11 protein-coding genes and 1 pseudogene are annotated in these 14,389 nt (G+C 73.1%); 3 read left to right on the top strand and 9 right to left on the bottom strand.

The window, feature by feature from the left end:
- Window positions 1-778 precede the first annotated feature (778 nt).
- Entirely contained in the window at window positions 779-961 is a 183-nt protein-coding gene (locus tag ACH5AF_RS24550) for a hypothetical protein (RefSeq protein ID WP_398904245.1), read from the bottom strand.
- A gap of 159 nt (window positions 962-1,120) precedes the next feature.
- Window positions 1,121-1,414: a hypothetical protein gene (locus ACH5AF_RS24545; protein WP_398904244.1), complete on the bottom strand. Its 294-nt coding sequence runs from the start codon at window positions 1,412-1,414 to the stop codon at window positions 1,121-1,123.
- 230 nt (window positions 1,415-1,644) lie between these two features.
- Between ACH5AF_RS24545 and ACH5AF_RS24540 the strand changes: the two genes are divergently transcribed.
- The gene (locus ACH5AF_RS24540) at window positions 1,645-2,874 is read left to right on the top strand and encodes a protein kinase (RefSeq protein ID WP_398904242.1); all 1,230 of its coding nucleotides are present in this window, start codon (window positions 1,645-1,647) and stop codon (window positions 2,872-2,874) included.
- A gap of 3 nt (window positions 2,875-2,877) precedes the next feature.
- On the opposite strand, the gene ACH5AF_RS24535 is transcribed toward ACH5AF_RS24540, so the two are convergent.
- The 3 genes from ACH5AF_RS24535 to cobT form a co-directional block, all read right to left on the bottom strand.
- A complete protein-coding gene (locus tag ACH5AF_RS24535; protein ID WP_398904240.1) occupies window positions 2,878-3,696 on the bottom strand; it encodes a TrmH family RNA methyltransferase in 819 nt (272 codons plus the stop codon).
- 64 nt (window positions 3,697-3,760) lie between these two features.
- Window positions 3,761-4,990: a uroporphyrinogen-III C-methyltransferase gene (cobA, locus tag ACH5AF_RS24530; RefSeq protein ID WP_398904239.1), complete on the bottom strand. Its 1,230-nt coding sequence runs from the start codon at window positions 4,988-4,990 to the stop codon at window positions 3,761-3,763.
- Window positions 4,991-5,170: 180 nt separating this feature from the next.
- Entirely contained in the window at window positions 5,171-8,827 is a 3,657-nt protein-coding gene (gene cobT, locus ACH5AF_RS24525; RefSeq protein ID WP_398904237.1) for a nicotinate-nucleotide--dimethylbenzimidazole phosphoribosyltransferase, read from the bottom strand.
- 600 nt (window positions 8,828-9,427) lie between these two features.
- Here cobT and ACH5AF_RS24520 point away from each other — a divergent pair.
- Window positions 9,428-9,556 (top strand): annotated as a pseudogene (locus ACH5AF_RS24520) (IS5/IS1182 family transposase); the annotation flags it as partial.
- 36 nt (window positions 9,557-9,592) lie between these two features.
- On the opposite strand, the gene ACH5AF_RS24515 reads toward ACH5AF_RS24520, so the two are convergent.
- Window positions 9,593-10,207: a TetR/AcrR family transcriptional regulator gene (locus ACH5AF_RS24515; protein ID WP_398904236.1), complete on the bottom strand. Its 615-nt coding sequence runs from the start codon at window positions 10,205-10,207 to the stop codon at window positions 9,593-9,595.
- Between the two features lie 89 nt (window positions 10,208-10,296).
- On the opposite strand from ACH5AF_RS24515, the gene ACH5AF_RS24510 reads away from it, so the two are divergent.
- Window positions 10,297-11,235 (top strand): alpha/beta fold hydrolase, encoded by a 939-nt coding sequence (locus ACH5AF_RS24510; RefSeq protein ID WP_398904234.1) that lies wholly within the window; start codon window positions 10,297-10,299, stop codon window positions 11,233-11,235.
- Window positions 11,236-11,331: 96 nt separating this feature from the next.
- Here the strand turns inward: ACH5AF_RS24510 and cbiE are convergent, their stop codons facing one another.
- The 3 genes from cbiE to ACH5AF_RS24495 all read right to left on the bottom strand — a co-directional run bounded on the left by cbiE (window position 11,332) and on the right by ACH5AF_RS24495 (window position 14,376).
- Entirely contained in the window at window positions 11,332-12,564 is a 1,233-nt protein-coding gene (gene cbiE, locus ACH5AF_RS24505) for a precorrin-6y C5,15-methyltransferase (decarboxylating) subunit CbiE (protein WP_398904232.1), read from the bottom strand.
- A 146-nt stretch (window positions 12,565-12,710) separates the two neighbouring features.
- On the bottom strand, window positions 12,711-13,412 hold the full coding sequence (locus ACH5AF_RS24500) for a GNAT family N-acetyltransferase (RefSeq protein ID WP_398904230.1): 702 nt from the start codon (window positions 13,410-13,412) through the stop codon (window positions 12,711-12,713).
- A 103-nt stretch (window positions 13,413-13,515) separates the two neighbouring features.
- Window positions 13,516-14,376, bottom strand: a complete 861-nt coding sequence (locus ACH5AF_RS24495) for a MetQ/NlpA family ABC transporter substrate-binding protein (RefSeq protein ID WP_398904228.1) — start codon at window positions 14,374-14,376, stop codon at window positions 13,516-13,518.
- Between the last annotated feature and the right edge of the window lie 13 nt (window positions 14,377-14,389).

Genomic DNA, 14,389 nt, shown 5'->3' with positions numbered 1-14,389 from the left:
CCCCGGACCCCGCGACGGCGACGGACGGACGGCGCGGTCGAGCGGCTGGACGAACCGCCCACCGGCCGGGCCCGGCGATGCCCTGTCGCCGGGGCGTCGCGGTACGGACGCCGGGCCGGTCGCCGGGGTACATGCGGCAGGCACCACGCCCGAACCCTCGCAGGGCGCAGCCCGACCGGTCGCCGGGGTGCATCGGGTGGGCGCCGTCGCCGGGCGGTCGGGCGGCACGCCGCCACCGTCGCGGAGGAGCCCCACCCCCGCCGCGCGGGCCCGCTGCACGCCGGCCCTGACCGCTCGGCACACACGCCGCTCCCCTCACGGCCCCGACCACGATCACCGTGAGGGCATGCTCCGGCCCGGCACCGGGAGGGGACGGCGCGGCCGAACGGTCAGAACGCTCACCGCCCACGCCCGTGCGATGACCGCCCACCAGGCAGTCGCGGTACGGACGCCGGGCCGGTCGCCCGGGTGCATGGAGGGGTCGCCACGGCCGGAACCCACGCGAGGCGCAGTCCGACCGGTCGCCGGGGCGCATGAGTGGCCCCGTCGTCGGGCGGGGTGGCAGGTATGCCGGCCTGGCCAGGGCGGGCCGCCCACCCCGGTAGGTCACGTGGCAAGCCTCATGCATCGCAGGCGGCCAAAGGCGCCAGATGCGCGTCGGCCGGTCAGCTCCCCAGCTGACCGGCCAAACGCTGCCGTCCGCCGCACCCCCGTCCCCACGGGGTTGTTCGGCTGGATGTCCCCGACCCGGACCGCTCTTCCGGGCCCGGGGCGCTGTTCAGCGCCCCAGCATCACGCCCACGGACGACGCCTGTGCGACCACTGCGTCCCAGCCGCCGAAGACGACCACCAGCAGTGCCGCGAGGGGAAGGACCATGGCCGTCGCCACCAGCGGGTGGCGCGTGCCGGAAGGGCGGACGCCGAGCCCGGCGTAAGCCTTGCGCGATGCCGTGTCCGCCATGGTCCCTCTCCTGTCGTGGTTGGCAGCGGCGGGTGTCTGAACCTCGGGGGACGAGTGCTGCACCCGCCGCTTGACACCAACATTAGGGAAACGGCAGGGCCCGGGCGTCATGCCCGCGTACCGATTGCCGGGCCTCCCGGAGGATGAGCCGCCACCCGGTCATGTACTCCCCTGGGTGGAGACGCGGGCGCCGGACTTGGGGTCTTCCCGGAGGGGACGCTCCCGCTCGTCGTCGGCCTCGCGCGGCACCGGCTGCTCGACCAGCGCCAGGACGCGGCCCGCCATGAATCGGGCCGTCCGCACGACCGAGCCCGACCTGGTGACTTCGCTCACTTCCACCACCCCTCTGCGCACCGCGGTCTCCACCCGCCGGCCCGCCCGGCTTGCCACCACTTCATACGTACGTGTGGTGTCTCCCGCGTCCACGACGACTTCCACCCGGTCGCCCTTCACCGATCCAATCCCCCTTCTGCGACTGACCGTTGAGATCACGCACGGGCCCGGGGGGACGGACCCTCCCTCCCCTGACCACTGCTCAATTCTCCCACCGGGCACTGACATCGAACCGGGCGAGAGGGCGCGGCCTATGAGCACACCGGCGCGGCGGTCCGTAAGCTGTGGCACGTCAAACGGACTGACCGGGCAGCGGGGTGGGGCCTCCCACCGTAGGTAGGGGACGGACAATGGCGATGATGCGGCTCCGGCGCGAGGACCCGCGTGTCGTCGGCTCCTTCAGGCTTCACCGGCGGCTCGGCGCGGGCGGCATGGGTGTCGTCTATCTCGGATCCGACCGGCGCGGCCAGCGGGTCGCGCTCAAGGTGATCCGGCCGGATCTCGCGGAGGACCAGGAGTTCCGGTCGCGGTTCGCCCGGGAGGTCTCGGCCGCGCGGCGCATCCGCGGCGGCTGCACCGCCCGGCTGGTGGCCGCGGACCTGGAGGCGGACCGCCCGTGGTTCGCCACGCAGTACGTACCCGGCCCTTCGCTGCACGACAAGGTCGCCGAGGAGGGCCCGCTGCGGGCCGCCGACGTCGCCGCGGTCGGTGCGGCGCTCTCGGAGGGACTCGTCGCGGTCCATGAGGCCGGCGTGGTGCACCGTGACCTGAAGCCGTCGAACATCCTGCTCTCGCCCAAGGGCCCGCGGATCATCGACTTCGGCATCGCCTGGGCCACGGGCGCGAGCACGCTCACGCACGTGGGTACGGCGGTGGGCTCCCCCGGCTTCCTCGCTCCCGAGCAGGTGCGCGGTGCGGTGGTCACCCCGGCCACCGACGTGTTCGCGCTGGGGGCGACGCTGGCGTACGCGGCGATGGGCGACTCGCCCTTCGGGCACGGCAGTTCCGAGGTGATGCTCTACCGCGTGGTGCACGAGGAGCCGCAGCTGCACGGGGTGCCCGATGCGCTGGCACCACTGGTGGCCGCCTGTCTGGAGAAGGACCCCGACGAGCGGCCGAGCACGCTCCAGCTGTCCATGCGCCTCAAGGAGATCGCGGCCCGAGAGGCTCAGGGCCTGCACGACGCGCGGCCGCCGGTGCAGCGGGAGCGGGTCGAGATCGACCGGCCGACCTCGCGCTACACGGAGCGCAACGGCCGGATGGAGCGCCTGGAGCGGACCGAGCGCCTGGAGCGGCGGACGGGCGGCTCGACGACGCCGCGGCCGCAGTCACCGTCGCCGTCGCGCACGGGCGGTGGGTCAAGGCCGCCGCAGGGCCGCACCACGGGCCGCGGCACGGGTCCTACGAGCAGGACCAACAGCAGGACGAACGGTCGTCAGAACGGCACGCGGCCGGGCGGCCGCACGACGGCGACCGGTCGGCGGCCCGCCAATCCACGGCTGCTGCGCCAGCGGATCGTCGTCTTCGTCGTGGTGACGCTCATCGTGGCGCTGGGCATCGCCGCCGCGCAACAGCTGTAGGGCTCAGGCTCCGGGGCGGCCCGTGGCGACCGCGTAGAACGCGACCGCGGCCGCCGCGCCCACGTTGAGGGAGTCGACTCCGTGCGCCATGGGGATGCGTACCCACTCGTCGGCGGCCATCAGGGCCTTGGTGGACAGGCCGTCGCCCTCCGCGCCGAGCATGAGGGCGACCCGCTCCCGCCGGTGCGGGGCGGCCTCGTCGATGGGCGACGCCTTCTCGTCGGGCGTGAGGGCGAGGAGCTCGAAGCCCGCCTCCCGGACCGCTTCGAGGTCTCTCGGCCAGGTGTCGAGGCGGGCGTACGGGACCGAGAAGACCGCACCCATGGAGACCTTCACGGACCGGCGGTAGAGCGGATCCGCGCAGTCCGGGGAGAGGAGCACGGCGTCCATGCCGAGGGCGGCGGCGCTGCGGAAGATCGCGCCGATGTTGGTGTGGTCGTTGACCGACTCCATGACGGCCACCCTGCGGGCCGTGCGGAGCAGTTCCCCGGCCGGCGGCAGGGGTTTGCGCTGCATGGAGGCGAGGGCGCCGCGGTGCACGTGGTAGCCGGTGACGCGTTCGGCGAGGCCGGGGTCGACGGCGTAGACCGGCGCGGGGACCTCGTCGATGACGTCGCGCATGACGTCGACCCACTTGGCGGACAGCAGCATCGACCGCATCTCGTAGCCGGCCTGGCGGGCTCTGCGGATCACCTTCTCGCCCTCGGCGATGAACAGCCCTTCGGCAGGCTCGCGCCTGCGCCGCAGTTCGACGTCGGTCAGGCCGGTGTAGTCGGCCAGGCGCGGGTCGTCGGGGTCGTCGACGGTGATGAGTTCAGCCACGGGGTGATACTGCCTTCTTGGTGGTGCGGTGCCAACGGCTCGCGCGGAGTTCTGTTACCGCGGGTTACTTGATCGGCGGGACGCCGACGCCGACCACATCGCCGATGACGATGACGGCCGGCGGCCGCACCTCGTTCGCCCGTACGGCCTCGGCGACCGTGGCGAGCGTCGCGTCGACGCGGCGCTGGGCGGCGGTCGTGCCCTCCTGCACCAGGGCGACCGGGGTCTCGGGCGCCTTGCCGTGGGTGACGAGCGCCGCGGCGATGGCGCCGATCTTGTCGACGCCCATGAGGATCACGAGGGTGCCGGTCAGCTTGGCCAGGGACTGCCAGTCGACCAGCGAGCGCGGGTCGTCGGGCGCGACATGGCCGCTCACGACGGTGAACTCATGGGCGACGCCCCGGTGCGTGACCGGGATACCCGCCGCCGACGGCACGGAGATCGAGCTGGAGATACCGGGCACGACCGTGCAGGGGATGCCCGCCGCCGCGAGGGCCTGCGCCTCCTCCATGCCGCGGCCGAAGACGAACGGGTCGCCGCCCTTGAGCCGTACGACGGACTTGCCGGCCTTGGCGTGCTCGATCAGCGCGTTGTTGATGGCCTCCTGGGCCATGAAGCGGCCGTAGGGGATCTTGGCCGCGTCGATCACCTCGACGTGCGGCGGCAGTTCGTCGAGCAGGTCGCGCGGCCCGAGGCGGTCGGCGATGACGACGTCGGCCTCGGCGAGCAGACGCCGGCCGCGCACCGTGATCAGGTCCGGATCGCCGGGGCCGCCGCCGACGAGGGCGACGAACGGGGCGCGGGTGCGGCGGTGGGGTGCGGCGATGCTGCCGTCGCGCAGGCCCTCGACGATGGCGTCCCGCACGGCCGCCGAGCGGCGCGGGTCGCGGCCGGTGAGCACGGCCACCGTGACGCCTTCGCTACGGCCGGTCGCGGGGGTCCAGGCCGTGGCGGCCTCGGCGTCGTCGCTGCGTACGCACCAGGTCTTGGTGCGCTCGGCCTCGGCGGAGGCGCGGGCGTTGGCGTCGGGGTCGCTGGTCGCGACGAGGGCGTACCAGGCATCGGCGATGTCGCCGTCCTCGTACCGCCGCCGCGTCCAGGTGATCTCGCCCGACTCGGCCATCGCCTCGACGGACGGGGTCGCGGAGGGCGAGACCAGCGTGACGTCGGCGCCTGCCGCCACGAGCGCCGGGAGGCGGCGCTGGGCGACCTGGCCGCCGCCGATGACGACGACGCGCCGCCCGGTCAGGCGGAGTCCGACAGGGTAGGCGGGGTGCTCGGCGGGCTCGGGCATGGCGGTGCGGCTCCTCGTGCGGATGGTGCGTGTGCGGGGGCCGCTGCGGCGGTGAAGCGGCTGGTGGGGGCGCTGCTGGGACCAGGGTACGGTTCCGGGGCCGCGGGCCTGTGCCGGGACCCGGGGCGCGCGCCGCTGGCGGGTGCTGTCCGGCCGCTGCGGGCCGGACAGCACCCGGTGCTACTTCTCCGTGACGCCGGCCGAGTCGAACGTCGCCACCTCGTGCATGGCGCGCGCCGCGCTCTGCACGATGGGGAGCGCGAGCAGCGCGCCCGTGCCCTCCCCGAGGCGGAGGTCGAGATCGACCAGCGGGCGCAGGCCCAGCTTGTTGAGCGCGGCCACATGGCCGGGCTCGGCGCTGCGGTGGCCCGCGATGCACGCGGCCAGCGCCTCGGGGGCGATGGCCCGGGCGACGAGGGCCGCCGCGCCGGTGCTGACGCCGTCGAGGACGACCGGCGTGCGCAGCGAGGCGCCACCGAGGATCAGGCCGACGAGTGCGCAGTGCTCCAGGCCGCCGACGGCGGAGAGCACCCCGATGGGGTCGGCGGGGTCGGGCTGGTGAAGATCCAGCGCGCGGCGTACGACGTCGACCTTGCGGGCGTGCATCTCGTCGTTGATACCGGTGCCGCGGCCGGTGATCTCCGCCGGGTCGGCGCCCGTGTAGACGGCGATGAGGGCCGCCGACGTGGTGGTGTTGGCGATGCCCATCTCACCCGTCAGCAGGGCCTTGTTCCCGGCGGCCACCAGGTCGCGGGCGGTCTCGATGCCGACCTCGATCGCGGCGAGCACGTCCTCGCGGCTGAGCGCCGGACCGGTGGTGAAGTCCGCCGTGCCGGGCCTGACCTTGCGCGGCAGCAGACCGGGGGTCGCGGGCAGATCGGAGGCCACACCGACGTCGATCACGCAGACCTCGGCGCCGACCTGGCCGGCGAAGGCGTTGCAGACAGCTCCGCCGCCAAGGAAGTTGGCGACCATCTGGCCGGTGACCTCCTGGGGCCAGGCGGTGACGCCTTGGGCGTGCACGCCGTGATCGCCCGCGAAGATCGCGACCGCCGCGGGCTCCGGGATCGGGGGCGGGCACATCCGGGACAGCCCGCTCAGCTGTGCGGAGATGATCTCCAGCATGCCGAGGGCACCGGCCGGCTTGGTCATGCGCTTCTGGCGCTCCCACGCCTCGCCGAGCGCCTTGGCGTCCAGCGGCCGGATGTTGGTGACCGTCTCCTGCAGCAGGTCGTGCGGCTCCTCCCCGGGCAGCGCACGACGGCCATAGGTCTCCTCGTGGACGACCCAGGCCAGCGGGCGGCGCTTGGACCAGCCGGCCTGCATCAGCTCGGGCTCCTCGGGGAATTCGTCGACGTAGCCGACGCAGAGGTAGGCGACCACTTCGAGGTGCTCGGGCAGACCGAGCGTGCGGACCATCTCGCGCTCGTCGAAGAAGGACACCCAGCCGACGCCGAGGCCCTCGGCGCGGGCGGCGAGCCACAGGTTCTCGACGGCGAGGGCAGAGGAGTAGGGCGCCATCTGCGGCTGGGTGTGGCGGCCCAGTGTGTGGCGGCCGCCGCGCGTGGGGTCTGCGGTGACGACGATGTTCACGGGGGTGTCGAGGATGGCCTCGATCTTCAGTTCCTTGAACTGCTTGGCCCGGCCCTTGGGCAGAGACTTGGCGTACGCCTCGCGCTGGCGCTGGGCCAGTTCGTGCATCGTGCGCCGGGTCTCGGCCGAGCGGATGACGACGAAGTCCCAGGGCTGGGAGTGGCCGACGCTCGGCGCGGTGTGCGCGGCTTCGAGGACGCGGAGGAGGACGTCGTGCGGGATGGGGTCGCTGCGGAAGCCATTGCGGATGTCGCGGCGTTCGCGCATGACGCGCAGCACGGCCTCGCGCTCGGCGTCGTCGTAGCCGGGGGCGGGAGCGGTCGGCGGTCCGGTGGGCTCGTCCGCGGGGGCGCCGCTGCCGGTTTCGGCGCCGGCCGCGGGCTCGGCCGCCTCGACGTCCTCCCGCGCGGGGGCCGGCTCGGCCGCCGGCTCCGGCTCGGCCTCGGGGGTCGCCTCGACGACCGGCTCCGGTTCGGCGGCGGGCACAGGCTCGGGGGCGGGCTCAGTGGCGGCAGGCGCCTCGGCCTGGGGTGCGGGCACAGGGCCGGCAGGCACCTCGGCCTGGGGTGCGGGCGCCTCCGCGGCGACCGGTTCGACCTCCGGTGCGTCCGCCACGACGGCGGTCTCGGGCGCAAGGGTTTCGGCGGATTCCGCCACGGGCTCCTCCGACACGTGCTCCTCCGCGACGGGGTGACCCGACGGGACGGTTTCTCCCGACGCCATGGTGTCCGGCGCCGCGTCGGCGGCCTCGGGCGCCACCGGTTCCTCAGTGGTCTCCGCGGTCTGGCGCGGCTCGGAGCCGCCGGTCCGCGGGGCGGGCACGGTGACCTCCTGCGCGGTCGCGTGCACGGCCTCCCCGGTGCTTCCGGGGGCCTCGGCAGCTGCCGCCGGCTGTGCAGGGACCGCCGCCTCGGGGACGACCGTTTCTGCGGGTGCCGTCGGAGCAGGCTGCGCCTGATCCTGTGGCGGCTGCGGGTCCCAGGGCGCGCCCGCCTGGGGCGGGATGTCGCCGAGCTGCGGCCCCGGAAGATCGGCGGCCGGCCCCTCGTGCGGAACGTCGAGGTACTCCACGCCCGTTGCGGCGGGCTGCGCCTGGCCGGGCCGTACGACCATCGGGTGCGGCGGCGTCCCGGCGGGCCCTCGGTCGGCGAGCGAACGCACCACACCGCTGTGCGGCTCGGGCACCGGCGGCCCCATGTGGAGCGGGCGGCGCGTGGGCGGCGGCGTCGGCATGGCGGAGGTGGCGGCGGCGGGCATCCGTACGGCTCCCAGGTCGATGGAACCCGAGTCCCGACCCCCGGCCTCGTGGGCGCCGGCCTCGTGGGCGCCGGTCTCGTGGGCGGCCTGCTGCGCCGCCGCGGCCTCCTCCGGCGCGGGGACGGCCTCGGCAACGGCCTCCGTCGGCGCGGCCGCGACGGCCTCCTCGGCCGGGGCGTCGACCATGACTGCGGCATGCGCTTCGGCCGCAGCGGCGTCGGCGGGCATCGGCGCCGCGTCGGCCGGCGCCACACCGGGCACGACGGACATGGTGCCCTGGACCTGCGCCAACGGCTCCTGTGTCATGGCCTCCTGGGACTCCTGCGGGGTCGGGGCACCGGGCTGCGGCACGGCCTGGGCGTCGACCGCCCGGACATCCTGCGCGTGCGCGGCGTCCTGTGCATGGGCGTCCTGCGGCTGGACGGGCGCGGGCTGTTGTGCCTGCGTCTCCTGGAACGGGGGCTCCTGCGGCAGGGGCGTCTGCGCGTCGTGTTGCCGCGCCTCCTGTGCGTACGCCCCGGCGTCCGCCGCCGCCCGCGTCACCTCGACGAACTGCGGTGCGGGTACGCGCTCGGGTACCGGCTCCTGAGGAAGGGACTGCGCCAGGTCGGCACCGTGCTGCACGGGCGCAGCGGCCTGGTACTCGTGCGTGCCGTACCCCGCCGTCTGGTAGTCCACCTGGTACTCGCCGCTGCCGTGATGCGGCGCGGCGTGCTGAGGGGCCATCGGCTGAACGGAGACGGGTGCCGCCGCGTACTGATCGGCGGCGGACGCTCCCTGCGTGTGCGGTGCCTGCGCCGTCGGCGCCTGCGGAGAGTCGCTCCAGGCGCCCTGCGCCCCCGGCATCAGCAGGAGGTCGTCCTCTTCGGAAGCGTGCTCGGAGGGTTCGAGGTAGGTGTACGCGCCGGGGGCGGGGACGCCCGGCTGCTCCACCATGCCTGCGTTCTCCGGCAGCCCCTCGCCCGGGATCTGGCCGGTGTCGGTCATGCGTTCCCCTCGCCCATCGGTTTGCTCCTTCGCCCATCGCCCGGGACGTCCGACCGGCACACCTGACGCCCGTGAACAACAACGAGCGTGTGCGCCGCGCGGCACGATCGACCCCGGACCCCAAGCATTGTCGCCGTCGTTCGCCACCGTGGCAGCAAGATCCGCCGCGGTCCGCTGTGGGCTGCGCCACGTCGCGCGACCCCCCGGTTCCGACGTACCACAAACAGGAGCCAAAGTGACTCCTTTTTCCGGACATTGACGAAGGAATCGACGAACACCCGGCTGCGGTACAACGATCGGCCAGCCTACCGCGCACCGTCCGCCGCGAAGGGTGTGGGCCTTGCCTCACCGTGCGCGACGGGGCCCCGAGGAGTGTCCGCACCGTACCGTCGTCCGTCCGCAGGGGCGGGGTCCGTGGCGTCCGGTGCCGGAGGCACCTTGCGTACCGGAAGGCCACGAGGGAGATCACCAAGCCGCCGGAAGCGGCGGAGCCGTTCGGGCCTGTGTCCAACGCAACGCGGGGGCACCTCCCGTGCCGAACGCCTGAAGCGCGGCAGTCCCGGCATCCGGCCCCCGGCCTTCGACCAGCGCATCCACAAGCGGCGCAACGTGGTGGAACGGTGCTTCAACCGCCTGAAGCAATGGCGGGGCATCGCCACCCGGTACGACGAGACCGCAGAGTCCTACGAGGCAGCCGTCACCCCGGCATCGCCCCTGATGCGGGAGTGACATTGAGCGACACCTGCCGGCCGAAGCCGGGCCTGGTCATGGCCGAAGCCGGGAGGCCAGACCCTCGAAGTAGCCGCGGTGCACGGCGGTCAGGTCCACCTGCTCGGGGTCCAGCAGCCACAGCAGGTGGACCCCCTCGATGAACGCGGCCGTCTCCGCGGCCAGGATTGCCGGGTCCAGATCGACACGGGCCGAACCGTCGACCGCGGCGCGCGTGAACAGGGAGACGAGATGGGTCCGCAGTGCCCGGCCACGGTCCCGGAACCAGGTGTGGAGCAGGGAACCGGGCTCCAGGTGCTCTGCGGTGAGGGTGGCGTGCAGGGCAGCCAGCTCGCGTTCGGTGGCGGCGGTGTGCTCGGCGTCCCGTACGAACCAGTCGAACGCCTGGTCAAGGGTGGGTTCGGCGCCCCGCGTGATGGACAGCCGTTCCAGGGCGCGCCGGTCGGCCTCCTGCAGGACGGCTTGCACGAGTCCGTCCTTGCTGCCGAAGTGGTGGATGAGGGCGGAGGGGGTGGCGCCGGCGCGCTCCGCGATCGCGGCCACTCCGGTGCCGCGCACCCCCTGCCGTGCGAACAGCTCGATCGCGGCGTCGACCATGGCGCGGCGGCGCTCCACGCCCCGCTTCTGCACCTGTCCCTTGACTCCGGCCATGGGGATCAGGGTGCCCGGCAGGGGCCGCGGCGTCCAACTCACACGTGCCGGGAAACCGGTGCGGGGCCTGCACCAAACCATTATCTTGAATGATCATGCAGGAAAATAAATCTGAGAACGAGTACCTGACCGGCCGCGAGCGGATCGTCTGCGCAGGTGACCTTGAGTTATGGGCAGAGGGCTTCGGCAACCCGGACCACCCGGCGGTGCTGCTGGTGATGGGCGCACAGGCACAGGGCGTCCAGTGGAATGACGGCATCGTCCGTCGCCTGGTCGACGGGGGCCGCCGGGTCATCCGCTACGACCACCGCGACACCGGACGCTCTTCCACGGTCGACTTCGCCGTCCAGCCGTACACGATCGCCGACATGGCCTCCGACGCGCTCGCCGTCCTGGACGCGTTCGGGGCTGAACGAGCCCACCTGGTGGGCGCGTCCCTCGGCGGCATCATCGCCCAGCGGCTGGCCGTCACACACTCGCACCGGGTGCTGACCCTGACAAGCCTCTCGTCCCAACCCCTCGGCACGGACACGGCGGCGGCACTGCAACGCGTCCTGGAGGGGGCGCCTCCGCTCCCTGGCGAACTACCTCCGCCCAAGCCGGAGTTGCTGGCCGCGCTCGCCTCGGCCTTTCCCGAGCCGGAGGCGGGCTGGGAGGAATACCTCGCCGCCCGGCTGCCACTGTGGCGTGTGCTGCATGGCCCGGTGCTGCCGTTCCACGAGGACGAGTACCGCGCAATGGAGCAGCGAGTGTACGAGCGGACGCGCGATCTGCGGGCCGCGCTCAACCACACGTTCGCCGGAGCCGCCGGCACGGGCTCCACGGCGAACCTGGCCTCCGTCGCCGCACCGACGCTGGTACTGCACGGCACCGAGGACCCGATGTTCCCGCCCGCGCACGCCGAAGCCACCGCCGCCGCCGTCCCCGGAGCTCTCCTGGTCATGATCGAGGGCATGGGCCACACCCTGCCCACGGCACTGGACGACCGGCTGGCCGACGAGATCCTGCACCATACGGGGCGCGCATAAGAATCCCGTGACCAGCGTGGGTGCGGCCCGGCCGGACAAGCGGCGGGGCCGGACCACGCCGGGAGAGGCATCACACAAGATCGTTCGACGCAGGGCCTAGCCCCGGGACTCCGCGTGGCGGCCGCAGAGGAGGAAGACGACGGTGCGTTCGCGTTCCGTCCAGTCGGTGGTGTCCAGTTCGACGGCCTGGAGCAGCGCGCATTCGACCTCGTAACCGCCCGCCGCCAGGGCCGCGCCGATGGACTCCGCCTCGTCGCGAGTGGAGGCGTGGGTGACGATGCGCTGCGGCCGGCGGTCGGCGACCGCCGTGACGACGGGCACTCCCCCGCCCCCGATGCGTACGACGTCCGGTTCGGGCAGCCGTTCCAGGACGTGGGGGGCGCGGCCCTGGACGACCTGGAGCTGGACGCCGAGGCGTCGTGCCTCGCTCGCGCTGCGGCGGCAGGCGTCCGGGTCGGCGTCGACCGCGATGACCGCGGCTCCGAAGCGGGCGGCCTCCGCGGCGAGCGCGCCGCCGCCGGAGCCGATGTCCCAGACGAGGTCGCCGATACGGGGGCCGAGGCGAGCCAGTTGGGCGGCGCGCAGTCCGGCGTACTCGCCCTCGCGGGCCGGGGGCGCCTGCGGGTCCGCGGGCGGCAGGGCCCAGCCGCGCAGCTCGGGCGGATAGCCCGGCTCGCGTCCGGCGATCCAGCCGGAGCGGTTGCCGGATGCGGTGGTGAGGCTGCCCACCCCGCCGATGACGATGACGACGTTGGGGTCACGCCAGACGTGGTCGGCGACCTTGTCGGAGGTGAGGACGGTGACCTGTTCGCGGGCGGCGCCCAGCTCCTCGCAGATGACGAAGGTGCGGTGCACCCCGTCGAGGAGGAGCGCGAGCTCTGCCGGTCCGGCGCCCGGGGAGGTGAGGACGGCGACCTTGGTGTGCGCCCGGCACACGTTGACGGCGCGGCGCAGCGTGCGAGGGTGGGCGACGACGATCTGGGCGTCGTCCCAGGGCATGCCCGCCCGGGCGAAGGCGGTGGCGACGGACGAGACGGCGGGGACGACCTCGACCTCCAGGCCGTGTTCCGGCGCCCGCAGGGTGCGTACGACGCCGAAGAAGCCGGGGTCGCCGTCGGCGAGGACGACGGCGCTGCCGCGGTGGCTCGCGATGCGCCGGGCGGCGAGATCGACGCTGCCGAGGCGGATGCGTTCGGCTCGGGGCGGGACTTCGGGCAGGGCCAGGTGGTGGGCGGCGCCGGCGACCAGGGTCGCGGCCGACAGCGCGGACCTGGCCGCCTGGGTGAGCGGCGAACCGTCCCAGCCGATCACCGTGACCCGGTCGGCCATCTCGTCAGTCTCCTGGATTTGTTGCAGTTCGGGGGTGTTTCGCGCGATGCGCGTCGTCTCGTGAGCGTACCCGGAGCGATTCAGGGGGTGAGGGTGTGCCCCGTGACGGTGGGCGGGTGTACCGGGTCCCTGCCGGAGGCGGGAGGTCAGTTCCAGTCGGTGTAGGAGGCGTAGCCGGCCTCCGCCACGCGGTCGGCCTCCAGGTCCTCGGGGAGCAGGCTCCACACGATCAGGTCGGTGCGGATGTCTGTCCAGCCGCCGTCCTCGGTCTGGCTGCGCGCTATCCAGGCGTTGCGCAGGACGCCTTCGCTGATGCAGCCGATCTTCTGGGCGACCTGCTGGGAAGCGGTGTTGTCGGCGGCCGTGCGCAGCTCCAGGCGCTCGAACTTCTGGTTGCGGAACAGCCACTGGGCGACGGCGAGGACGGATTCGGTGGCGTAGCCCTCGCCGCGCGCCCAGGGTGCGGTGACGTAGGCGACCTCGGTGGCGAGCGTGCGCCAGTTGGTGTTCCGCAGGTGGACGGTGCCGACGAGCCGCTGGGTGAGGAACTCGGTGACGGCGAGGACGATGCCGCGGCCCGTCGTGCGCTCCGCAGGAGCGATCCTGCGGACCCAGTCCTCGGCGTCCCGGGTCGTGTAGGGGTACGGCACCGACGTCCAGGCAGTGGTCAGCTCGTCGTTCATCATCTCGGTGAACGACGCGATGTCGGCGTCCTCCAAGGGACGCAGCACCAACCGCTCCGTGCTGATGGACACGTCCGGGAAGGTGTGAGTCATGCACTGCTCCATGCCGGGGACCGTCGAAAGGGTCGTTGCCGTGTGTGCGTCGTAGCCGTAAAGGCACAGCATGCAACATCGGCTGTCGGCTGTGCATGGGCGGGTGCAGGTACGACGCGGCCCCGCGCACCTTGGTGGGTGCCCGGGGCCGGCGTCAAGTTGCCTGCCGCCCCGACTACTTGGCCGCGCCGATGGCGGAGACGACGGAGCCCTGGTACGTGTCCTCGATGAACTTCTTCACCTCGGGCGAGTTCAGGAGCTTCGCGAGCTTCTGTACGCGCGGGTCGTCCTGGTTGCCGTCCTTGACGGCGAGGAAGTTGGCGTACGGGTTGTCCTCGGCCTTCTCCAGCACCAGGGAGTCCGAGGCGGGCTTGAGGTCCGCCTCGATGGCGTAGTTGCCGTTGATGACGGCGGCGTCGACGTCGTTCAGGGCGCGGGGCAGCGTGGCGGCCTCCAGCTCCTTGAACTTCAGGCCCTTGGCGTCCTCGATGTCGGAGAGCTTGGCGTCGGTGCCGGCGCCGTCCTTGAGGGTGATCAGACCGTTGTCGGCGAGCAGCGCCAGCGCGCGGCCCTCGTTGGTCGTGTCGTTGGGGACGGCGACGGTCTGGCCGGCCTTGATGTCCTTGACGTCCTTGGCCTTCTTGGAGTAGAGGCCGAGGGGCTCGATGTGGACGTCGACGACCGGGACGATGGTCGTCTTGTTCTTCTTGTTGAAGTCGTCCAGGTACGGCTTGTGCTGGAAGTAGTTGGCGTCGACCTGGCCCTGCTGGGTCGCGGTGTTCGGCAGGACGTAGTCCGTGAACTCCTTGACCTCCAGCTTCAGGCCCGCCTTGGCCGCCAGGTTGTCCTTGACGTAGTTCAGGATGTCGGCGTGCGGCGTCGGGGATGCGGCGACGACGAGCGCCTTGGACACGTCGCCCTTGGCGCCGGAGTCGTTCTGGGCGCCGGGGTCGGAGGCCGTGCCGCAGGCGGTCAGGCCGAGGGCGAGGGCGGCGGTGGCGGCGGCAGCCGCGGTGAGCTTGATGTTCTTGCGCACGAAGAGTGCCTCT

Source organism: Streptomyces sp. NPDC018833 (assembly GCF_044390825.1).
Lineage (GTDB): Bacteria > Actinomycetota > Actinomycetes > Streptomycetales > Streptomycetaceae > Streptomyces.
This window is presented reverse-complemented; position numbering and strand designations above follow the sequence as displayed.